Source organism: Hymenobacter polaris, assembly GCF_012927305.1.
GTDB lineage: Bacteria > Bacteroidota > Bacteroidia > Cytophagales > Hymenobacteraceae > Hymenobacter > Hymenobacter polaris.
Window position 1 is genome coordinate 16,487 of the sequence record NZ_JABBGH010000002.1, and the last position, 21,549, is coordinate 38,035.

18 protein-coding genes and 1 pseudogene are annotated in these 21,549 nt (G+C 63.5%); 13 read left to right on the forward strand and 6 right to left on the reverse strand.

The features are described from left to right. Positions 1-7 precede the first annotated feature (7 nt). Both HHL22_RS10510 and HHL22_RS10515 read right to left on the reverse strand, forming a co-directional pair. On the reverse strand, positions 8-1,654 hold the full coding sequence (locus HHL22_RS10510; RefSeq protein ID WP_169531093.1) for a TolC family protein: 1,647 nt from the start codon (positions 1,652-1,654) through the stop codon (positions 8-10). 31 nt (positions 1,655-1,685) lie between these two features. Further along, a complete protein-coding gene (locus tag HHL22_RS10515) occupies positions 1,686-2,303 on the reverse strand; it encodes a TetR/AcrR family transcriptional regulator (RefSeq protein ID WP_169531095.1) in 618 nt (205 codons plus the stop codon). Between the two features lie 256 nt (positions 2,304-2,559). Here HHL22_RS10515 and ispF point away from each other — a divergent pair, with 256 nt between their 5' ends. The 5 genes from ispF to HHL22_RS10540 are packed head-to-tail and all read left to right on the forward strand — an operon-like array spanning position 2,560 to position 7,677. Continuing rightward, complete coding sequence (ispF, locus tag HHL22_RS10520) at positions 2,560-3,051, forward strand: 2-C-methyl-D-erythritol 2,4-cyclodiphosphate synthase (RefSeq protein WP_169531097.1); 492 nt, start codon at positions 2,560-2,562, stop codon at positions 3,049-3,051. 9 nt (positions 3,052-3,060) lie between these two features. Beyond that, positions 3,061-4,728 (forward strand): M28 family peptidase, encoded by a 1,668-nt coding sequence (locus HHL22_RS10525; protein WP_169531099.1) that lies wholly within the window; start codon positions 3,061-3,063, stop codon positions 4,726-4,728. Between the two features lie 49 nt (positions 4,729-4,777). Then, positions 4,778-5,149: a GxxExxY protein gene (locus HHL22_RS10530; protein ID WP_169531101.1), complete on the forward strand. Its 372-nt coding sequence runs from the start codon at positions 4,778-4,780 to the stop codon at positions 5,147-5,149. A 42-nt stretch (positions 5,150-5,191) separates the two neighbouring features. Next, complete coding sequence (locus tag HHL22_RS10535; protein WP_169531103.1) at positions 5,192-6,568, forward strand: lactate utilization protein B; 1,377 nt, start codon at positions 5,192-5,194, stop codon at positions 6,566-6,568. 50 nt (positions 6,569-6,618) lie between these two features. Next, complete coding sequence (locus tag HHL22_RS10540; RefSeq protein WP_169531104.1) at positions 6,619-7,677, forward strand: hypothetical protein; 1,059 nt, start codon at positions 6,619-6,621, stop codon at positions 7,675-7,677. A 156-nt stretch (positions 7,678-7,833) separates the two neighbouring features. On the opposite strand, the gene sdaAA is transcribed toward HHL22_RS10540, so the two are convergent. The 3 genes from sdaAA to msrB all read right to left on the reverse strand — a co-directional run bounded on the left by sdaAA (position 7,834) and on the right by msrB (position 11,311). Beyond that, positions 7,834-8,730 (reverse strand): L-serine ammonia-lyase, iron-sulfur-dependent, subunit alpha, encoded by an 897-nt coding sequence (gene sdaAA, locus HHL22_RS10545; protein ID WP_169531106.1) that lies wholly within the window; start codon positions 8,728-8,730, stop codon positions 7,834-7,836. 101 nt (positions 8,731-8,831) lie between these two features. Beyond that, positions 8,832-10,727 carry a M48 family metallopeptidase gene (locus tag HHL22_RS10550; RefSeq protein WP_169531107.1) on the reverse strand — a complete coding sequence of 632 codons (1,896 nt, stop codon included), beginning with the start codon at positions 10,725-10,727 and terminating at the stop codon, positions 8,832-8,834. Between the two features lie 119 nt (positions 10,728-10,846). Further along, positions 10,847-11,311: a peptide-methionine (R)-S-oxide reductase MsrB gene (gene msrB, locus HHL22_RS10555; RefSeq protein ID WP_169531109.1), complete on the reverse strand. Its 465-nt coding sequence runs from the start codon at positions 11,309-11,311 to the stop codon at positions 10,847-10,849. A gap of 381 nt (positions 11,312-11,692) precedes the next feature. On the opposite strand from msrB, the gene HHL22_RS10560 reads away from it, so the two are divergent. From HHL22_RS10560 to HHL22_RS10595, 8 genes and pseudogenes are all read left to right on the forward strand, one after another. Continuing rightward, on the forward strand, positions 11,693-13,204 hold the full coding sequence (locus tag HHL22_RS10560; RefSeq protein WP_169531111.1) for an NAD(P)H-hydrate dehydratase: 1,512 nt from the start codon (positions 11,693-11,695) through the stop codon (positions 13,202-13,204). 300 nt (positions 13,205-13,504) lie between these two features. Beyond that, positions 13,505-14,074 (forward strand): RNA polymerase sigma factor, encoded by a 570-nt coding sequence (locus tag HHL22_RS10565; protein WP_169531113.1) that lies wholly within the window; start codon positions 13,505-13,507, stop codon positions 14,072-14,074. A 4-nt stretch (positions 14,075-14,078) separates the two neighbouring features. Next, complete coding sequence (locus HHL22_RS10570) at positions 14,079-14,363, forward strand: hypothetical protein (RefSeq protein WP_169531115.1); 285 nt, start codon at positions 14,079-14,081, stop codon at positions 14,361-14,363. Positions 14,364-14,467: 104 nt separating this feature from the next. Beyond that, complete coding sequence (locus tag HHL22_RS10575; protein WP_169531116.1) at positions 14,468-15,184, forward strand: ClpP family protease; 717 nt, start codon at positions 14,468-14,470, stop codon at positions 15,182-15,184. A 121-nt stretch (positions 15,185-15,305) separates the two neighbouring features. Next, positions 15,306-16,640, forward strand: coding sequence for an LVIVD repeat-containing protein (locus HHL22_RS10580; protein ID WP_169531118.1), 1,335 nt, complete (start codon positions 15,306-15,308; stop codon positions 16,638-16,640). Next, complete coding sequence (locus HHL22_RS10585; RefSeq protein WP_169531119.1) at positions 16,640-17,326, forward strand: hypothetical protein; 687 nt, start codon at positions 16,640-16,642, stop codon at positions 17,324-17,326. The genes HHL22_RS10580 and HHL22_RS10585 overlap by 1 nt, the downstream gene beginning before the upstream one ends. Positions 17,327-17,462: 136 nt before the next feature. Beyond that, positions 17,463-18,568: pseudogene (locus tag HHL22_RS10590) on the forward strand (IS3 family transposase). A gap of 271 nt (positions 18,569-18,839) precedes the next feature. Then, complete coding sequence (locus HHL22_RS10595) at positions 18,840-19,334, forward strand: carboxypeptidase-like regulatory domain-containing protein (protein ID WP_169531121.1); 495 nt, start codon at positions 18,840-18,842, stop codon at positions 19,332-19,334. Positions 19,335-19,600: 266 nt separating this feature from the next. Here HHL22_RS10595 and HHL22_RS10600 read toward each other — a convergent pair whose 3' ends face one another. Beyond that, the gene (locus HHL22_RS10600) at positions 19,601-21,496 is read right to left on the reverse strand and encodes a T9SS type A sorting domain-containing protein (protein ID WP_169531123.1); all 1,896 of its coding nucleotides are present in this window, start codon (positions 21,494-21,496) and stop codon (positions 19,601-19,603) included. Between the last annotated feature and the right edge of the window lie 53 nt (positions 21,497-21,549).

Here is a 21,549-nt window from a genome sequence, read left to right on the forward strand (position 1 = left end):
CAGTTGGCTACTTAGCTTGCGAATACAGCTCGCCGGTGGCTTTGTCGCGGTCTACCTTGGCCACCAGCACGTCGTAAATGGCGGCGTAGTAGTTGGTTTGGGCTTCGCGCAGCGAGGTTTCGGCCGTAATTACTTCCAGGTTCGAGCCCACGCCGGCCTGAAACTTGATGCGCGTGACGCGGGCCACGTCGGCGGCCAGGTCGAGGTTGGCGCGCTGGTTGTCTAGCACATCCAGGGCGTTTACCAGCGTGGTGCGGCTCTGAGCGTCTTGTAGGTCAATGCTTTGGCGCAGCGTCTCAAAGCCCCGCTCAATCGTCTGCTGCTGAATACGCGCCTGCTGCACCTGGTACTTGCGCCGGAAACCGTCAAACACCGGGATGTTCAGGGCCAGCCCCACGTTGCCGAAGCCAAACCAGTTCTGGTTAGACACACCCGGTGAGACAAAGGAGTTCGGCCCGCGGAAAGCGAACAGGTCGCCCAAGCCCTTTGCCGACGAGCCGCTGAAGCCGTAGGCGGCCGTGAGGCGAAGAGTGGGGTAGGCGCCGGTGCGGCGGTTGGCTAGGTCGAGGCCCGCCAGCGCCTGCTGGGTTTCGAGGGTCGAAAACTCGATGCGGTTGTTGTAGTTAAACGCGGCCTGCGCCTGAGCGGGCTGGCCGTTGTTGGTGGCGGTGGCGCCAGCCCGGGGCTGGTAGCCAGCCACGCCCGGCGCGGGCGCCGTCGGCACCGAGCCTAGACCATCAACCCCGCCGCCGTTGGCAAAGCTGGCCACGCCCAGGCGGCGGCGCAAAGCGTCGGCATCCACCACGGCCGCGCCGAGCGAGTCGGTGAGCTGCACCGGCTGGAGCTGCGGCAGGCCCATCTGAAATTTGAGCAGCGCCACGCTCAACTCGGTGAGGCGCTGCGCCTTCTGCTGCTCTACCACCAAATTGTTGCGCTGCACGCGCAGGCGGTCTACGTCGAGCTTCTCAGCAAAGCCGGCCTTGAAGGTTTGATTGGTCTGGTAGAGCAGCGTGTCGAGCCGGCTCACATTGCGCGAGAGCAGTGCCAGCCGGGCGCGGGCTACCAGCGTGCTATAGTAGGCCTTGCTCACCTGCTCCACTACGTCTATTTCGGCCTGTTGCGTTTGCTTCTTTGCTAGCTCCTGGTAGGTCTTGGCAGCCTTCAGGCCCAAAAAATAGGAGCCATCGAATAGCAGTTGCGATACGGAGGCGGAGGAATTGCCCGCGTATTGCAAGCCAAAAGCGAAAGGCTGGGGCGGCAACTCCAGCAGTTGCGTGCCTAATACCTGCGAAGTGCCCGTTTGAGCCGCCGTTAAATCACGCTGGGTTAGTACCGTTTGCGAGAGCGGGAAGCTAACCAGCGCCTGTTGCAGCTTGAAGTTGTCGGCCACGTTGGCGCCGATGTTGACCTGCGGCAAGCCCTGGGCCTTGATTTCGCCGATGCGCGCGGCGGCCGTTTGCTCGGCCAGGCGGGTAGCCAGCAGGCTGGGCTTGTTTTGCACGGCGTAGCGCACGGCCTGGCTTAAACTCAGGGCCAGGGGGCCGCTGGCGGGGGCAGTAGGCAGCGGCGCCTGGCTAGCAGCGGTCGGCTGCTGGGCCAGCGTGGGTCCTAGGGGGAGTAGAGCCAGCAAGGTGCCGGCTACAAAGTTTTTCATAGGTTTGAAAACCAAACGGTTAACGAAGAAGCTAGGTCTTGGTGGCTAGCGGCTGGTGGTAGCGCTCAATCAGCTCGTAGCCCGCCATCGTCACCACACCCCGCAAAAAATGGTCGTCAAGCACCCGGTTTACCCGCAGGGGTGCAAACTGGGCGGGCGGGTACACTTCGGGGTTGAAGGTGAGGTCAATCTGCGCCAGGTTGAGGCGGGCCAGCACCTCCACGTCGAGGTCGGCCCGAAACAGCCCTTCGGCCACGCCACGCTGCAAGTTTTCCGTTATCTGGTTGAGAATAAAGGTGTTTTTGTGGTGTTGAAAGGCTTCCCAGGCAGTAGGGTGGTACTTGCGCAGGTCGTAGAAAATGCTAGGGTGCACGTGGGCAAACTGCTCATCGGCCCAGGCCGCCAGGTCCAGCATTTGCTCGACGGCGTTGGCCGCCGGGGCCTGCACGCGCACGCACTCGCCCTGCACGCGGCTCATGTGCGAGTTCATGGTGGCCGTTACTAGCTCGTCTTTGTTGGCAAAGGCCTTGTATAAAGTCTTTTTCGACATCGCCAAATCGGTCGCGATGTCGTCCATGCTCACGCTCTTGATGCCATTGCGCATGAAGAGCGCCGAGGCATGCTGAAGGATTCGGTCTTTGAGTTCCATAAATGCGGCCGCAAAGATACGCCGGAAACTTTCATTGATTCCTGAGTTTCCAATAATATTTTACCGTCATTCCGTCGGGCCATTTACCCGCCATCCTACCTGACGCAGCCGGCGCGTCAGTACTTTCCCGCTTCATGCAAATTTAATAGGACTATTTTTATTTGCAAATAATATTAGTAAAAAATAGCTCAAAATATTAGTGAGCTGATTGGCTCTGCCAGCGCTGGTACCTTTGCAACCCTATCTTATTTTGCTCATGCCTCCTTTTCACTTTCGCGTCGGCTTTGGCTACGACGTGCACCAGCTGCAAGCGGGCCTGCCGTTCTGGCTGGGCGGCATTACGGTGCCGCACACCCACGGCGCCCTCGGCCACTCCGACGCCGACGTGCTCATTCACGTTATCTGCGATGCGCTGCTGGGCGCGGCCAACCTGCGCGATATCGGCTTCCACTTCCCCGACACCGACCCGCAGTACAAGGGCATCGACAGCAAGAAGCTGCTGGCTGGCGTGCTGCGCCTGCTGCGCGAGCGCGGCTACGAGGTAGGCAATGTGGACTCGACCATCTGCCTAGAGCGCCCCAAGGTGAACCCGCACATCCCGGCCATGCAGCAAACGCTGGCCGAAGTCATGGGCCTCGACGCCGACCTGATTTCCATTAAAGCCACCACCACCGAGAAGCTCGGCTTCGTGGGCCGGCAGGAGGGCGTAGCGGCCTACGCCACGGTACTTGTTTATAAAACCGCTTAAGCACCCCGTATGAGATACGCTTTTTGGCTGCTGGCCGCCCTAGCCCTGCCGGCCGCCGCCCAAGCCCCCGTCAAGGTCAAAGTGAAAACCAAGCGCGGGACTGCCACGGCGCCTACCCGCCCAGCCGCGGTAGCGCCCGCCGCCCCCGCCCCGCCCGCCGACTACGCCCGGCTGTACGCCGAGCGCTACATCACGCAGGAGCACCTGCGGCGCGACCTAGGGGTGCTGGCCAGCGACGAGTATGAGGGCCGCGAAACCGGCACCAAGGGCCAGCAAATGGCCGCCGCCTACATCACCCAGCAGTTTAAGGACGACAGCTTGGTAGCACCCGTGGCCGCTAACGCCGCTAATCCTTACCTGCAAACCTTCAGCTTAGAGCGCAATGCCTGGCAGCCGGGCGGCACGCTGGTGGTGGGGGGCAAAACCTACAAGTGGCTGGAAGATTTTTACTCTTCTAGCGGCCGCTCGCCTTTTCAGCAGCCCACGGCGGTGCAGCCCGTATTTGTAGGCTACGGCATCGAGCAGGGTGATTATGATGAGTATAAGAACCTGGACGTAAAGGGTAAAGACGTACTGCTGCTGTCGGGCGAGCCCCGCACCGCCGCCGGCAAGGCCCTGCTGAGCGCCGACGGCGCTGCTACCAAGTGGGGCGCCAATGCCAGGGCGAAAATTGCGCTGGCTGAGCAGAAGGGTGCCCGCGCCGTCTTTCTCATCAGCCAAGATGCTGATTTTGCCAAAAACATGGCTCGGCTGACGCCATATATCATGCGGCCCACCATTACGACGGCCGGGGCTGGCGGTGGGCGCCCTCCCCTGTTCATGGTGTCGCCGGCGCTGGGGCTGAAGTTGCTGAATACCAGCGAAACCAAGCTAAAGGCGGCGGAGGCAGCCGCTGCGGAAGCCAAGGTATCAGTAGCCAGCAAGCTCAAGCCCGCCAAGTTCACCATCAGCGCCCCGCAGGAGCACAGCGCGGTGAGCACCGAAAACGTGCTGGGCTTTTTACCCGGCACTGACCTGAAGGACGAAGTGCTGGTGGTATCGGCGCACTACGACCACCTAGGCATCCAAAACGGCCAAGTGTACAACGGGGCCGATGACGACGGCTCGGGCACGGTGGGCATGCTGAGCATTGCGCAGGCCTTTGCCAAAGCCGCGCACGCCGGGCACGGCCCTAGGCGCAGCATCCTTTTTCTGGCCAATACGGGCGAGGAGAAGGGCCTGCTGGGCTCGGCCTACTACGCCGAGCACCCGGTATTTCCGCTGGCTGCTACCGTGACGGACCTCAACATCGACATGATTGGCCGCACCGACTCGGCCCACTTGGGCAAGCCCGACTACGTGTACGTGATTGGCTCGGACAAGCTCTCGTCGCAGCTGCACGCGGCGCTGGAGCGCGTGAATAAGGAGCGCGGCGGCCTGGAGCTGGACTACCGCTTCAACGACCCCAATGACCCCAACCGCTTTTACTACCGCTCCGACCACTACAACTTCGCCAAGAAGGGAATTCCGGTGGCGTTTTTCTTTAATGGCGTGCACGCTGACTACCACCAGGCCAGCGACGAAATTTCCAAGATTGAGTTCGACAAGCTGGAGGCGCGGGCCCGGCTGGTGTACTACCTGGCCTGGGACCTGGCTAATCAGGACGCGCGGCCGGTGGTGGATTCGAATAAACCCTAGCGTGATTTTGCACAGAGTTAGGTGAGTAAAATGAGTTTCGCAGAGGAATATGGAGTATGATGAGTTGACGGGGCGAATTTTAGGAAGCGCTTTTCGGGTGCATACGGTGCTCGGGCCCGGGCTGCTTGAGTCAGTTTACGAAGTTGCGCTTGCTCATGAACTGCGGAAAGCTGGGTTACTGGTGGCTACACAAGTGGAGATGCCAGTGGTGTACGATGGCATTCGACTCGACCTCGCTTTTCGAGCTGACATGGTAGTAGAAGGCCGAGTTATCATCGAATTAAAATCTGTGGAAGCCCTAGCACCAGTTCATTCCAAGCAGCTATTGAACTATCTGCGTCTCTCGGGCCTAAAAACAGGCTTATTACTGAACTTCAATACCGTTTCGCTAAAAGACCAGCTGATTCGCCTTTCCAATTAACTCTGTGAAACTCATTTTCACTCCTCCTAACTCTGTGCGAAAATGAAGTCTGCCGCTTTCCTCCACGATGCCGAAGCCAAAGCCTTCGACCTCGAGCACCGCCGCAAAATCCGCTTCAACATCGGTAAGTACGATGCGGCCGTGACGGCAGGCCTAGGCCACTACCACGACCACGAGCTGGCCCGCGCCCGCGCCGCCTACCTCAAGGCGGAAGTGCTCGAAAAGCTCGACCAGTACCTGGTGCAGTTTGAGCAGGCCTTCACGGCGCGCGGCGGCCGGGTGGTGTGGGCCAACGATGCGCAGGAAGCTCTGGCCGAGATTGGCCGGCTGGCCGAAGCGCGCCAGGCCCGCACCGTGGTGAAAGCCAAGAGCATGACCACCGAGGAAATCCACGTCAACCACTACTTGCAGGGGCGCGGCATCGAGTCGGTAGAAACCGACCTGGGCGAGTACATCGTGCAACTGAATGGTGAGCGGCCCTACCACATCGTGACGCCGGCCATGCACCTAAGCAAGGCCGACATTGCCGATATTTTCGTCAAGCACCTGGGCATCGAGCCCACCGACGACGCCCAGGAGCTGGTGGCCCACGCCCGCCGCCTGCTGCGCCACAAGTACACCGCGGCCGAAATCGGCATCACGGGCGGCAACTTCCTCGTGGCCCGCGAAGGCGGCGTGGCCGTGACCGAAAACGAGGGTAATGCCCGCCTATCGGCCGCTTTCCCCAAGCTGCACATCGCGGTGGTGGGCATCGAAAAGCTTATTCCGCAGCTCACCGACCTAGGGCTGTTTTGGCCGCTGCTGAGTACCAGCGGCACCGGCCAGCAAGTAACGGTGTACAACACCGTGTACTTTGGCCCTCGGCAGCCGGGCGAAACCGACGGCCCCGAGGAGATGGTGGTGATTCTGCTCGACAACGGGCGCACCAACCTGCTGGCCCGGCCCGACCGCCGCGAGGCGCTGCGCTGCATCCGGTGCGGGGCCTGCCTCAACGTGTGCCCGGTGTACAAAAACATTGGCGGCCACACCTACGAAACCACCTATTCGGGCCCCATCGGCTCGGTTATCAGTCCCCACCTGAGCGGGCTGAAAGAGCACCAGCACCTGAGCTACGCCAGCAGCCTGTGCGGGGCCTGCACCAGCGTGTGCCCCGTGCGCATCAACATCCACAACCTGCTGCTGCTCAACCGGCAGGAGGCCGTGCGGGAAGGCCACAACTCGCCCGTGGAGCGCGCGGCCATCGGCCTCTGGCGATGGAGCATGCGCCACCGCTGGGCCCTCGACGTGCTGCCCGGCCGCCTCAAGGATTTCAGCCTCGGGTACCTGCTCGACCAAAGTGGCTGGCGCAAGCGCCGCGAAAGCTTGCAGGTGGCTGACAAGTCGTTTCGGCAGCTGATGCAGGCGCGCGCTGCCAAGTAGGTGCCCGCCCGGTAATCGGCTACCGCCGCCTTTGCTGCGTACAAGCTGCCATGAATGATACCGTGGAGCTAGCTATCCGCATTGCGACCGGAGTGGCGGGCGGCTGGCTGGTGATTACTACCGTGTCGGGCGCCATTCGCTCGTTTGTGCTGCCGCGCAACGAAACCGTGCGCCTCAACTACTTCGTGTTCAGCGGTATTCGGGCCATTTTTGATTGGTCGGCGCGGCGGGCCAGCAACTTCGCCCGGCGCGACCGCATCATGGCTCACTACGCGCCGGTGGCGCTGGTGGCCCTGCCCATTGGCTGGCTGGCGCTGGTGGGCCTGGGCTACACGGGCATCTACTGGGCCCTAGGGGTCGACAACCTTACCAAGAGCTATGAGCTAAGCGGCAGCTCGCTGCTCACGCTGGGTACTACTTCGGAAGGCGGCTTTGCCGTCAACGTCTTTAGCTACTCCGAAGCTACCCTAGGGCTACTGCTGCTCACGCTGCTCATCTCGTATTTGCCCACCATCTCGCAGGTATTTTCAAAGCGCGAGGTGGTCGTAACGCAGGTGGAACTGCGAGCCGGCGAAGTGGGGACAGCCGCCAGCCTGCTGCGCTGGCTGGGCCACGACGGCAATTTTGAGAACGACGACGCGCAGTGGCTAGCCTGGGAGCAGTGGTTCGTGGAGATTGATGAAAGCCACACCTCACTGCCAGTACTAGTCTTTTTTCGCTCGCCGCAGGCCGGACGCTCGTGGGTGCTCACGGCCGGGCTACTGCTGGACGCGGCCAATCTGCTGTTTTCGACCCTGGCAGTGCCCCGCTCGCGCCAAGTGGTGCTGTGCTTCGAGGCCGGCGTGCTGGCCCTGAACCGGCTGCACCGCTTCTTCGGCCACAAGGCCGACACGCAGCCCGCCGAGCTACGCTCCCAGGAGGAAGTAGCAACCATGAACACGGAGCACCAAAACTTCAGCCGAAGCTGGCAGCTGCTGCGCGAAGCCGACCTGCCGCTGGTAGCCGATGAGCAAGCCGCCTGGCAGGCGTACAAAGCGCGCCGCCTCCGCTATGCGCCGGCCCTGGATTTTTTGAGCGTGCTGCTGATGACGCCGCCCACGGAAAACTAGCGGCCCTAGGGCTACCAGATGCGCAAAAAGAATGTCATGCTCATCTGGCGTCTGCTTGTCGAAGCATCTCTGCCACGCCGTCGTGTTCGGTAGAGATGCTTCGACAAGCGGACGCCAGATGAGCATGACTGATAGTTTTAGGGCACTGGCCGAATGCTATTCGTCGGGCAGAATATTGACGTCCTGCACCAGCACCAGCTTCTCGATTTCGCGGCCCCTAGGGGTGTTGGCCAGGCCTCCCAGGGCGGTTTCCTTGTAGCGCGTTTCCATGCTCTGGCCCACCTCACCGAGCGCCGCCACGCACTGGTCAACGGGAATAACGGGGTCGATGCCAGCGATAGCAATCTGGGCCGAGGAAAAAGCGATGGCTGCCGCCGAGGCGTTGCGCACCACGCAGGGCACTTCTACCAGGCCCGCCACGGGGTCGCACACCAGGCCTAGCATACACTGGATGGTAATAGCCACGGCGGCGAACGCCTGCTCGACGGTACCGCCCAGGCAGTACACGATGGCGCCCGCCCCCATGGCGGCTGCCGAGCCGGTTTCGGCCTGGCAGCCGCCTACCGCGCCGGCCAGCGAGGCATTTTGCTCGATGATGAGGGCCACGCCTGCCGCCACCAGTAGCCCCTCCAGAATCTTCTGGTCGTCGAGCCCATGAATGCGCTGGATGGTGGTGAGCACGCCCGGCAAGATGCCCGAGGCGCCGGCCGTGGGCGCGGCCACCACCCGGCCCATGCACGAGTTTACTTCCTTGGCCCCCAGGGCACTGGTAATGAGCTGCTTGAACTCGGGCGAAAGCACCGTGACGGGCGAGGCGGCCAGCTTCTTGGCCCCGTTGTTTATCATGCCCGAGCGCGAGGTCATGTCGCCCGTCAGGCCGGTGTGCACGGCGTCGCGCATCACGTCGTAGGCCCGCTGCAGACCCGTCCAAATTGCTTCCTCCTGGGCGCCCTTCTGCTCAATCTCGTAGTCGAGCACGGGCTGGTAGAGGGGCTGGCCGGTAGTAGCGCAGTGCGCCTGCCACGAGGCAAAATCGGTGAAGAGCAGCGACATGGGACGGGGTGGGCTAGGGGGAGGATGGTATAACAAAGCGCCCCGGCAAAAGCTTCCCGGCGCGGCCCGGCAAAGGTCGCGCTGCGGCGCTAAAGGGTAGGCTAGGGGGCAGCCGGCGCTTTGTACACCTCGCTGTCGGCTGTGTGCAGGGCGCGCTTGCCCAGCCAGTGGTAGGCGCGCACTACTGGCACCACCAGGCCGCTGCCGGGCAGCACCAGTTGCGGCGCTAGTTGCTCGGCCCAAGTAGTTATTTCCTCATCGGTATTAAGCGTGGGGCTGCGCTGCGCCCGCACCAGCAGCAAAAAGAAAGGCCGCTCGGTGGCGAAATGCTTCACTTTTTTGCGCAACAGCCAAGCCTGCGCTACGTGGTGAGTAGGGTCGCGCAGCAGGGTGAGCAACGGGGCTAGTTCCTCGGAGGCTAGGCCGTGGGCTAGCAGCGTGTCTCTTTCCGCTACAGTTTGGCGCTCGGCCTGCGCTTCTTCCTCTACGTCGGCGTGCTGGTACTGAAGGGTTGTGAGCTGGCGGGCGGTCTGGCGGTCGCCTCGGCGCTCGTAGTAGGCGCGCTGTAAGCTCAGGGCTACCCCAGCCAGGTCGGGCCGCTGGGTTTGCACCTCGTTAAGCAGCGCCAGCCCTTCGGTTTCGTCTTGGTTAACTAGGATGCGCGCCACCGAAAACTTTGCGGTAGCGCCATACTTCTCCGATTCTACCAGCGCTCGAAACAGCGGCAGGGCTTCGGCGGCGCCCACGTGGTCCTCGGTCAGGTCGGCGTGGGTCCAGGCGTCATCGGGGCCTAGGGTTTCGCCGGCGGCCAGGCGCTCCTGCAGGGCTGTTAGCTGCTGGCGCTGCTCGCGCAGCACGGCGTGGCGCTCGCCCCAGGGAGCGGTGCGGGCACTGGCCCACTCGGCGTCTAGCTCCTGCGCCAGGATGGGCAGGCTGGCGCCCAGCCACGCCTCGGCGGCCGTGACGGGGGGTAGGGCGGGCACTAGGGGCGCCTGGCTCAGTGCCGCCAGGCGCTCGCCTAGGGTGGGGTGGGTGTCGTGGGGGTCGGGCTCGGCTTCTACGGCGCGGTGCAGTAAGGTAGCTTCCTCGGTGTCGGGCAGGCGGGCGGTGCGGGCCACGGCCAGCAGGCGGCTGATGGTGTCGGCGGGCGGCGCGGGCTCGTGGGCCATGGTCTTGGTCAGCTCGTCCCAGTGCAGGCGGTTGAGGGCCGGCTCGCGCAAGTGAATGGCGCACAGCGCCTCGGCCAGGTCGGCGGGGCTGGTGAGCTGGGCCGCGGCGGCATCGGCCTCAAACTCGGCCGTGCGCCGCAGCGGGTGCGACCACGCGTTGAACCGCGGCACGTACCAGTCGGTGAAGCGGTGCACTAGGCTGCCCCCGCCGCCGCGCGCTAACTGCCCCGCCAGCTGCGCCCACGAGGCATTGACGCGGTACACCAGCGCTCCGAAGCGGCCGTGGCCCCCGCGCAGGTGGCCCAGCTCGTGCGCCACCACGGCGGCGGCCTGCGCCGGGCTCAGGGTTTGCAGCAGGGGCAGGCCCACCAGCACGTAGTTGCGCGGCCAGCCCAGCAGCCCCAGGCGCGGCAGCTGCATGGCGGCGGCGTTGTAGTCGTCGGTCAGCAGAATCTGGTGCACGGTGGGCGCGCGCAGGGCGCGGGTCTGGGTGCGCACCAGCTCGTAGAGCGGGCCGGCCTCGGCGCGGGTCAGGCGCCGGCCGCTGGGCGCGTCAAATTTCACCCACATGGCGCGCAGCACCTTCCACACGAAGTACCCTAGGGGAATGAGCAGCTTCAGGATGATGCCGCCCACGCCCACGGCCAGCATCAGCCAGAGCAGGCCGCCCATCAGGCCCAGCGAGCCCAGTAGCAGCAGCGCAATAAAGCCGTAGCCCAGCAGCACCCAGCCGCGCACGCGGTGGCGGTAGGCGGTGGGGTTGGCCTGGGCCAGGGGCAGCAGGCGCTCGAGCTGGGTCGCAAAGGCCTCGTGGGTCATGCCGGGCATAGAAAAAGCGCGAACCGGCGGTTGTCGCCAATTCGCGCCCAAGCTACAGTGCCTAAGGCGGCTACGCCAACCCTAGGCCCCTACTTGTTGCCAACGTCTAAAAAGACATTGGCTAATTGCTATTGCGCCGCCGGCTCCTTGGTCGTCACCAGCTTAATGGCGGCCGAGTTGATGCACAGGCGCAGGCCGCTGGGAGCCGGGCCATCGGGGAAAACGTGGCCCTGGTGGGCGTCGCACACGTTGCACAGCACCTCTACGCGCACCATGCCGTAGCTGCTGTCTTTCTTGTACTTAATTACGTTGTCCTCGACGGGCTGCGTGAAGCTGGGCCAGCCGGTGCCGCTCTCGAACTTGGTGCGCGAGTCGTAGAGCGGGGTGCCGCAGCACACGCAGGCGTAGAGGCCAGCCTCGTGGGCCTCGCAGTACTCGCCGGTGAAGGCGCGCTCGGTGCCGTGCTCGCGCGTGACGTGGTACTGCTGCGGGGTTAGTTCGGCTTTCCACTCGGCGTTGGTTTTCTCCACGCGGCGGGGGGGCTCGGGGCTGCCGTGGTTGGCCAGGCGGATGACGTCGTTCCAGGTTTGCATGGTTTCGGGTTTGGATTAGAAGAATATTCCTTCTCCAAACGCAAGCCGACGCCGGAAAGTTGAACGAGACCTTTGGACTAACGCAGGGGCCTAGGGTGGGCCACCTGGGTAATAGTTGCCGCGTTGCAGCCGCGGCGGTGCCGGCCCTCCCCGCTTAGCGAGCCGCTGCGCCGCCCCAGCTGCACCCTGTTTTAAACTTTGCGCTGGCAGTCGCGGCCGCGCCCTAGGGCACCTGCGTGCCTGGAGCAGCCCGGCTGGCGCATCGGCGGCCAGCTGTTTTTCGGCGCAGCCAGCGCCAACCCAAAAAGCCGCGTATAGAGTAGACTGCATCGGGTGCGCCGGGGCTATTGCTCTCCGCCAGGCTGCATATTAGCACGCATTATGAAAATCCTCACCGCCACCCAAACCCACCAGCTCGACGAGGCTACCATTCAGCAGCAGCACATTACCTCGCTGGCCCTCATGGAGCGCGCCGCCCAGGCCCTGCTGCGCTGGTTTGAAGCCCGCTTCCACGCCGATAAGCCGGCTGACACGCTGGTGCTGTGCGGCCCCGGCAACAACGGCGGCGATGGCCTGGCCCTGGCCCGCCTGCTGCACGAGGCCGGCTACCCCGTGCGCGTGGTGCTGCTGCCGGCCGACAAGTACGCCCCCGACTACGAGCACAACCTGCACCTGCTGCCTAAGGTGCTGAGCGTGCGCAAGCTAGCAGCCAAGTCCCTGCCCATCCTCGACGCCGACACGCTGGTTATAGACGCCCTGTTTGGCACCGGCCTCAGCCGCCCGCTCAGCGGCCTGGCCGCCGACCTCGTGTGCCACCTCAACGACAGTGGGGTGCGGGTGCTGGCCGTGGATGTGCCCAGCGGCCTGCTGGCCAACGCGCCCCAGCCCGACCCCAAGGCGCCGGTGGTGCAGGCTACCTACACCGTCAGCTTCGGGCTGCCCAAGCTGGCGTTTCTGCTGCCCCAAAATGCGCGCTACGTAGGCGAGTGGCACGTGGAGGACATCCAGCTGAGCGCAAAATTTATAGCCGAGGCGGCCACGCCCTGGCACTTCACGGCCTTGGCGCCGAGCCCCGACGTGCAACTGCCCCAGCGCCGGCAGTTTGCCTACAAAAACGTGTATGGCCACGCGCTGCTGCTGGCTGGCAGCCGCGGCAAAGTGGGCGCGGCCGTGCTGGCCAGCGGCGCCTGCCTGCGCGGCGGGGTGGGCCTGCTCACGGTAGCCGTGCCCGGCTGCGGCTACGACATCATCCAAACCACCCGGCCCGAAGCCATGTGCCTGCCCGATGCCGAGGCCGACTTCATCAGCGTGCTGCCCGAGCTGACCAGCTACCAGGCCGTGGGCATTGGCCCCGGCCTGGGCCAGCACGAGGCCAGCCGCGCCGTGCTCGAGCAACTGCTGCGCACCGCCCAGGTGCCGCTGGTACTGGATGCCGACGCCCTGAACCTGCTGGGCGAGCACCGCGAGCTGCTCGACCTGCTGCCACCCGACACCGTGCTGACGCCCCACGTGGGCGAGTTTGCCCGCCTCACTGAGAAGGTGGATGACGACTACCGCCGCCTGCAACTGCTGCGCGACTTCACGCAAAAGCATAAGTGCATCGTGGTGCTGAAGGGGGCCTACACCGCCGTGGGCGCGCCCAATGGCCAGGTGTACTTCAACAGCACCGGCAACCCCGGCATGGCCACCGGCGGCAGCGGCGACGTGCTCACCGGCCTGGTGCTGGCCCTGCGCGCCGACCAGCGCCTCGACGCCCTGACGGCCACCCGCCTGGCGGTGCTGGCCCATGGCCACGCTGGCGACCTGGCCGCCGCCCACACCGGCCAGGCCGGCCTCGTGGCTGGCGACCTGGTGCGCCACATCGGCCCGGCCCTGCAAGCGCTGATGCGGTAGACTTGTTCTTAAACAAGAAAAATTGAAAAGAACGTCATGCTCATCTGGCGTCCGCGCAGTCGAAGCATCTCTACCGTGTAACTAACTCCTGACGTTAGAATTATACTGCCGCGGTAGAGATGCTTCGACTGCGCGGACGCCAGATGAGCATGACGTTCTTTTTCGGGAAGTTTAATTTGGGAACGAGTCTGGTAGCTGGCCGCAGCGGCCCTAGGGCATTTTTTTTAAGTAGCGGCGGTGATACTGGGCGGGTAATGCGGATTATTGCTTAACCAGCTTACTCACCTAGTGCTTGCCGCCATGCCCACCGCCGCCGTTTTGCCGCCTGCCGTAGCCGCCCCGCCCGACTGGCGGGAGGCCCTGCTCACGCAGCGCACCGCCACGCTCAGCCAGCTGTATCGCCGCACGTTTCCGGTGGTGCGGCAGTACGTGCAGCAGCAGGGCGGTACCGACCAGGATGCCCAGGACGTGTTTCAGGATGCACTGGTGGTCTTCTACGAAAAGATGGTGGCTGGCACCCTTACGCTTACTGCCGAGCCAGGCACCTACCTGGCCGGGGTGAGCCGCCACCTCTGGCAGCGCGAGCGGGCCCGCCGCACCCGCCACCCCCACCTCGACCTAGCCGAAGCCCCCCTGGAAACCCTGGCCGAAACCGACGAGCCGCCCCTGCCCGCCGTGCGCGGCTACCTGGCGCAGCTTAGCGAGAAGTGCCGCGGCATTCTGCTGAGCTTCTACTACTTCGGGCAGCCCCTCACCCAGGTGGCGGCCACCTACGGCTTCAACAGCGTGCGCTCGGCCACGGTGCAAAAGTTTAAGTGCCTCGAGCACCTGCGCAACGCGGTGCGGGCCGCCACCTCCACCACCGCCTAGCCCCATGCGCCCCGAACTAGAACGCCTGCGCCACCTCGAAGCGCAGCTGCTGGCCCCCGGCGCCGGGGCGGCCGGGCTGCCTCTAGGCCCCGGCCCGCTGCCCGCCGACGTAGCCGCCCAGCGCCAGGCCTACCAGGTGCTGCGCCAGGCCGGCCGCCAGCAGCTGCGCCGCGAGCTAGCCGCCATCCACCGGCAGCTCTACGGGCCGAGCGCGGGGCGCTGGGCCTGGGTGGCGGGCCTGCGCCAGGTGTTTGTGCGCTGGGGGCGGCCCCGGCCCGGCCGGTCCTAGCGCCGCCTTTTTACCACTGGGTACCCCTAAGCCCCCGGCTGCCCCTGTCGGGGTGGCTGGCCCGCGGCTGCTTTTTTTCACCCATTTATCTCATTAGTCAGCAAATGCTTACGCAAGCAGAATTTCGCAAATTTGCCGTCAAAGGCCTTGCCCTCAACGGCCTGGCCGTGGACCGCCACTGCCAGCAGGTGGCCGCCCAGGCCCGGCCCTGGCTCACGGCCATGACCCGCTCGGTGATTGAGGAGCGCCCCGCGCGCTTCGCCGAAATCGACGTGTTTTCGCGCCTCATCATGGACCGCATCGTGTTTCTGGGCACGGCCGTGGACGACCAGGTGGCCAACGTGCTCACGGCCCAGCTGCTGTTTCTGGAGTCGGTAGATGCCCAGAAAGACATCCTGCTGTACGTTAACTCGCCGGGCGGCTCGGTGTACGCGGGCCTGGGCATTTACGACACCATGCAGTACGTGGGCCCCGACGTGGCTACCATCTGCACGGGCCTGGCGGCCTCGATGGGCGCCGTGCTGCTGGCGGGGGGCGCGGCCGGTAAGCGCTCGGCCCTGCCCCACGCCCGCGTGATGATGCACCAGCCCAGCGGCGGGGTGCAAGGCCCCTCGGCCGACATCGAGATTACGGCCCGCGAAATCCTGAAGATGCGCCACGAGCTATACGAGATTCTGGCCCACCACACCGGTCAAACTTACCAGCAAATCCACGACCATGCCGACCGCGACTACTGGCTGCGGGCCGACCAGGCCAAAGCCTACGGCCTGATTGACGAGGTGCTGGCCCGGCCCGGCGCCGCGGGCCCAGCGCTCACCTAGGCTGCCGGCCTAGTTAATTTTTTTGAGCCGCCCACGCAACGGCTGAGGGAGCAAGCCGGTCAAGGCCTTACCCGACCCCTAGGGGCTAGGAGACACCTGCTTACTTCTCAGCCGTTGCCCTATGAAAAAACTGCTTACCACCCTGCCCGCTAGCTTGCTACTGGCTAGTCTGCTACTGCTCCTGGCTTGCAACCGCCAGGAGCCTGCCCCCACCGACTACTACCTGGCCTACGCCGACTACCGGCCGCTGTTTATGACCCGCGCCACGCTGGAAAGCTCAGTGGCCGCGCTGCCCGCCCAGGCCCTGCACCACCCCGGCAAAATCTACCTCAGCGGCGACTACCTCTTCATCAACGAGCGCTACGAGGGCATTCACATCATCGACAACCGCGACCCCAGCCACCCGCGGCCGGTGAGCTTTTTGCGCATTCCCGGCAACGTGGATTTGGCCACCCAGGGCACCGTGCTCTACGCCGATAGTGGCCCCGACCTGGTGGCCATCGACATCAGCGACCCCGCCCACGCCCGCCTGTTCAGCCGCACCCGCAACGCCTTCCGCGAGCTGCCCATGCCCGCGTCCGGCGTGCTCGAAGAAGCCTGCCAGCCCATCAACCGCCCCACCGACGTGCTGGTGGTAGGCTGGCGCAAGCTGGCCCCCGGCGAGGCCGTGCCGGTGAAAATGTATAGCAGCCGCACCAGCGGGCCGGTGTTTTTTGCTACCACCGCCTCGGCCAGCAACTCCCAGCCCGCCTCGCTGGGCGAAAGCGGTAAGGCGGGCTCAACGGCGCGTTTTGGTATTTTGGGCCAGATGCTCTACACGGTGGATGAGCAGAGTATGCACCTTTTTAGCTTGCAAAACCCCATTGCGCCCGCCGCGGGCCCGGTGGTGCCGCTGGGCTTCGGCATCGAAACGATTTTCCCGCAGGACCACTACCTCTTCCTGGGCTCGCAAACCGGCATGTTCGTTTACGACGCGGCCACGCCCACGGCCCCCAAGCTGGTGGGCGTCATCAGCCACGCCCGCAGCTGCGACCCGGTGGTGGTCGATGGCCGCTTTGCCTACGTGACGCTGCGCACCAATACGCTGGGCGGAGGCAACGCCAACAGCTCAAACTTTGTAGTGGGACTTTGTGGCTCTTCCCAAACTAACGAACTGGACGTCATCGACCTCACGACCATCAGCCGGCCCGTGTTGGCGCGCACCTACCCCCTGGTAGGTCCGCAGGGCCTAGGGGCCGAAAACGGCCGCCTCTACGTGTGCGACGATGGGCTGAAGGTTTTTGACACCACCAAGGCGCCAGAGCTAACGCCGGTGCAGCAGTTTGCTACTACCCTCACCGACGTCATTCCCAACGGCGACTACCTGCTGGCCGTGGGGCCGGGGGGCCTTTACCAGTACTCGGTTGGCGGCGCGGCCCTGCGCCAGGTGAGCGTGCTGCCCATAGTGGCCGACTGATGCTGCCGCGCCGCCTTTTACTAGCCTTAGGGGCCCAGGCGCTGCTAAGCCTGGGCCTGCGCCGCCCGGTCGCCGCCCAGGCGCCCGCCGGCTGGGCCCTCAAAGCCACCCCGCAGCACCTGGTGCTGAGCGGCTATTGGCTGGAGGCCGAGCGAGCCCGCCCCGGCCACCCGCGCCAGAGCTTTACCCTGGGGCCGCAGTTGTACGCCGGCCCCACCGGCCGCCCCGATGCCGCCCGCGACCCCTACTATCCCAACCGCAGCGGCCGCGTGCGCGGCGTGGGTTTGCTGCTGCAGCACCGCTTCTACCTAGGCCCCACGCCGGCCGCTGGCCGCGTGCCCACCGGCCTGTACCTGGGCTACGCGCCTCAAATCCAGTTCTTCAACCTGCGCTTCGACCGCCTGCAGTGGTACGAGGCGCCGGGACCCGGCGGCCTGCCCTACGTGCTCTACGGTCCGGTGGGCTACCACGAGAACGTGCTGCGCTACGGCGTAGCTGCGCAGCTCGGCTACCAGTGGCCGCTGGGGCGCCGCGCCCTGCTCGACGTGTACGCCGGCCTAGGGGTGCGCCAAAGCCACTTCTGGTCGAGCTTCGGCGACAGTCAATTCCGCAGCGGCCCCTCCGACTACGCCAGCTGGGGGCTCTACGTGCCCGCCGGCATTAAGCTAGGCGTGCTGCTGGAATAAAGCGCTGTTCCGCCGACATGAAAAAAAGGCTCTCACGCTAGCGTGAGAGCCTTTTTAGTAGTCCTGTACGCTTCCCTAAATAGCGGGCCAGTTGGGAGTAGAGAAAGTCGTATTTTCACTACCTGCCGACTGACCAATGAAAAAGGGACGATTCAGCGAAGCCCAAATTGTGGTGATTCTCCACCAGCAGACCAGCGGCCAGACCGTGGTCCAAATTGTGCGCGAGCATGGGCTGAGCGAGGCCACGTTCTATGCCTGGAAAAGCAAGTACGCCGGGGCCAGCGTGGCCGAGCTGACCCAGCTCAAGCACCTGGAAGAAGAGAATCGCAAGCTCAAGCAGCTGTTCGCGGACCTAAGCCTCGAAAACCAGGCTATCAAGGAGGAGATACTGCGAAAAAAGTAGCCAGCCCTGCGGCGCGGCGCCAGGCAGCGCAGGGCGTAGTGAGCAAGGGCTGGAGCCAGCGGCGCGCGTGTGCCCTGGTGGGGCTGGCGCGCAATAGCTACCACTCGGTAGTACCGGGGCGCAACGACGAGTCGGTGCAGACCGCTTTGCGCGCGTTAACGGGGCGTTACCCCGGCTTTGGTGCCGCCGCGGCGGCACGTTGGGCTTCTGGAAGCTGCACCACCGCTTGCGCAAAAATGGCCTGCTAATCAAGCACAAACGCACGTTGCGTATTTACCGCGCGCTGACACTCAACCTACCCAGGCGCCTGAAAAAGCGTGTGCCAGCGCTTGGTGAAGCAGCCCTTGACTGTGCCCGTAGCAGCCAACGTGTGTTGGTCGCTCGCCTTCATCAGTGATGTCCTGACGGATGGCCGTCGCTTCCGGACCTTGAACGTACTCGACGAGTATAATCGGCAGTTGCTAGGGGTAGAAATCGACTTCTTCTTACCCGCGGCCCGTGTGGTGCACGTGCTGACGCGCTTGGTCGAGTGTCATGGCTCGCCTACGCAGCTGCGCACAGACAACGGGCCCGAGTTCATCAGCACCCGCTTGAGCGACTGGTGCGAGGCGCAGGGTATTGTCCTGCACTGGATTCAGCCAGGTAAGCCGACCCAAAATGCCTACATCGAGCGCTTCAACGGCTCCTTTCGGCGCGAGCTGCTCGACGCCCACCTGTTTCGTTCGCTGGCCCACGTGCGCCAACTCGTCGAGGAGTGGATGCTGCAGGACGACAACACGCAGCGACCGCACCAGGCGTTAAATTTTATGACCCCACTCGAATTTAAATACGCGGCTTAACCTCTACTACTCACTGGCTTGCCGGACGGGGAAGCGTACAGCCTGCCCCCATTAGTACTAAGTTTTCGTCGGTCACGCGCTGCCCGGCCACGCCCGCGGGTCGGACTGCCTCACAACCGGACGCTCCCTTGTAGCAGAACCGAACGATTCGCACTCGCTGGCTCCTAGGCTTTCGAGTTCGTGCATTGACTAGTAATGTGTTAGGAACAAGGCACCATTCTTGGCACTGCCCGTTCAGCGCGCTAGACAAGTAGTGCCTGTGCCGACCGATATGCTCTTTCCTCTTCTAATAGTTGCTGTTCTGAACGCGGTTGTTGTGTGCTTGTTTCGCGGGGTAATCTCCCTGGCGGTGGTCGTGCTACTACTGGGTAGAACCCCAACCATTTCCGCCCAGACCCTACAAGGTCCTCCTACGTATCAGCCAACCGGGCTCCAGACGCTCATCCAAGTCCAGCCTCATTCAGCGCTCGTGCGCGTGCGCTACGAAAGCCATATGCCTGGACCGGTAGAGCTAGAACTGCGCAATGACCAGCGGTGCGTCGTGTATAGCGAGCGCAAACGCCAAGCGCAGTTCGTGGGCAATTATGACTTGGCGCACTTGCCAGCTGGGGACTACACGCTGCACGTGTCGGCCGCCGGCTTCCATCACGTCGAAGTCTTGCGTCTGCAACGAGCGACTACTGCACTGGTCACCGTCGAGCTCATTAAGCCAGATGACTTCCACGTTTCGCCCCTTTCGTTGTTTCCGTCTGCCGCTACCAAGTAAGACCCCCCCTGTTTGGGGCTACCCTAAAAAGGGCAGAATAAGCTTAAGTAGGTTGGTCTCAAACTACTACTTTCTCAAGCTTCGTCCGAGAAGTAAAGGTTATGTTAAGAGACAATTCCTAGATGTGAGAGAATCAGCACTTCCTCACTAGCTCTAAAATTCCTTTACTTCCGCCTATAAAAATGCTTGATTGTGAATTTTCACAGGGCATCATTTCAAGTCATTTGCTAGAATCCAAATCGCAGCGGCTAGCAGAAAGCACGCGGCTAATTGATTAATAATTTTTTTACCACCATGCCAGCACCCGTATGCAGATAGAGTGCATAGATGCCTGTGGGTAAGTTACTCAGGTCGAGTTGATGTACTGTGGAATTTTGGGCGGGCAGCTGCACCGTGCGTACGGTGCGGCCCATCGCATCGAGTAAGGTAGCCGTCATGACTTGACGGGCGAGGCTAACAGGTAACTCTAAGCTTGTACTTGTGCGGGAGGGGTTAGGGTAGAGCTGCACCTGCTGGCTAAGGGCAGCAGGTATGGTAGCCAGTGGTGGCTGGACTGTCACCACCACCGTATTAGACCCATAGGTGCATCCCGTAGCGGGGTCCGTGGCGGTAGCCGTGTACGAGCCGGCTGCATTCACCAAATACGTGCTGCCCCTGCTGGCACCGGGATTAAACACGAAGGTGGCCCCTGACAGAGCTTGGTCTACATTATGTAGGCGACCGTCAGCAGTGAGGCGCACCAAGTTGTCAGAAGCCCCCGCGTTGCTATTATAGCTGGCAAACCAGCCGGCCGCCAGTACCCGCCCATCGGCTTGGAGTGCTACCGAGTTCACGTAGGCATCGGTCCCGGTCCCCCCGGCATTAAAGCCCGTGTCAAGGCTGCCATCCGCGTTGAGACGTAGCACATGAGTGGGCGCCGCGGGGTTGCCATTATAACCGGTAAAGTAGCCGCCAACCAGCACTTTCCCATCGGGCTGCGCCGCCAGCGCAGATACGCCTTCGTTGAAGCCGGCCCCACCGCTGTTGAAGCTCGTATCCAAGCTACCGTCAGGGGTCAGGCGCAGTAGGTTATCCGGCGCCCCCGCACTCCCGTTGTAGCTGATGAAAACTCCTCCGAGTAGGATTCGGCCATCCGCCTGGATAGCTAGCGTGCTTCCGTAAGTATTGCCAGGCTTGCCGTCACCCCCTAGCCCGCTGCCGCTGCTGTTGAAGCCCGTATCAAGGCTACCATCTGCCGCGAGACGCAAGATGTAATCAGGCGCAGCCAGGCTGCCGTTGTAGCCCGTAAAGTTGCCGGTTACCAGCACTTTCCCATCGGGCTGCACGGCTAGGTCGAATACACCGCTGTTAGTGCTGGGCTGCCCGTTATTAAAGCTCGAATCTAGGCTACCGTCTGGGGTGAGGCGCAGCAGGTAATCGGGGGCGGCCGCACTGCTATTGTAGCTGACGAAGACTCCCCCAACCAAGATGCGGCCGTCGGCTTGCAAGGCGAGGGCCCGCACGCCATTGTCAAAGCCCGCACCACCCGGGTTGAAACTCGTGTCAAGGCTGCCGTCCGCATTCACGCGCAGCACCATGTCGGGGGCAGCGGCACTGCCATTATAGGCCCGGAAAAAGCCCCCAACCAGTAGCTTGCCATCCGGCTGCAACGCGAGCGTGCTCACGCTCCCCCCCACCCCAATTCCCCCCGGATTGAAACTCGTGTCGAGGCTGCCGTCCGCATTCAGGCGCAGTAGGTTATCCGGCGCCGCTGCATTGCCATTATAGCTCGTGAAGTACCCCCCCACCAGTATTTTCCCGTCGGGCTGCACCAGCACCTTGTTTACCGAATTATCAAAGCCACTACCCCCCACGTTGAAGCCCGGGATAGTAGCCGTGGCCGTCAGGGTCTGGCTGCCACCAAACGGAAGCACGAGCGGGTCGCGGGGGACCACCTGCACGTTCACCGGTGGTGGGGCGTTGACCGTCACCGTATTGCTGTAAGCGGTACCGCTAGCGGCGGTGGCGGTAACCTGGTAGAAGCCCGGCTGGGTGACCGTGATGCTCGAACCAGTAGCGCCAGTACTCCAGGTGTAGCTTACACCGGCCAGTCCCGAGGTAGCTACCAAGGTCTGACTGCCACCCGCACACAGCGTGAGCGGCCCGGCAGGAGCCACTGCCACCGCAGGAGTTTGAGCGCGTATGGGCAACACTAAGGCTTGCAGTAGCAATGCAG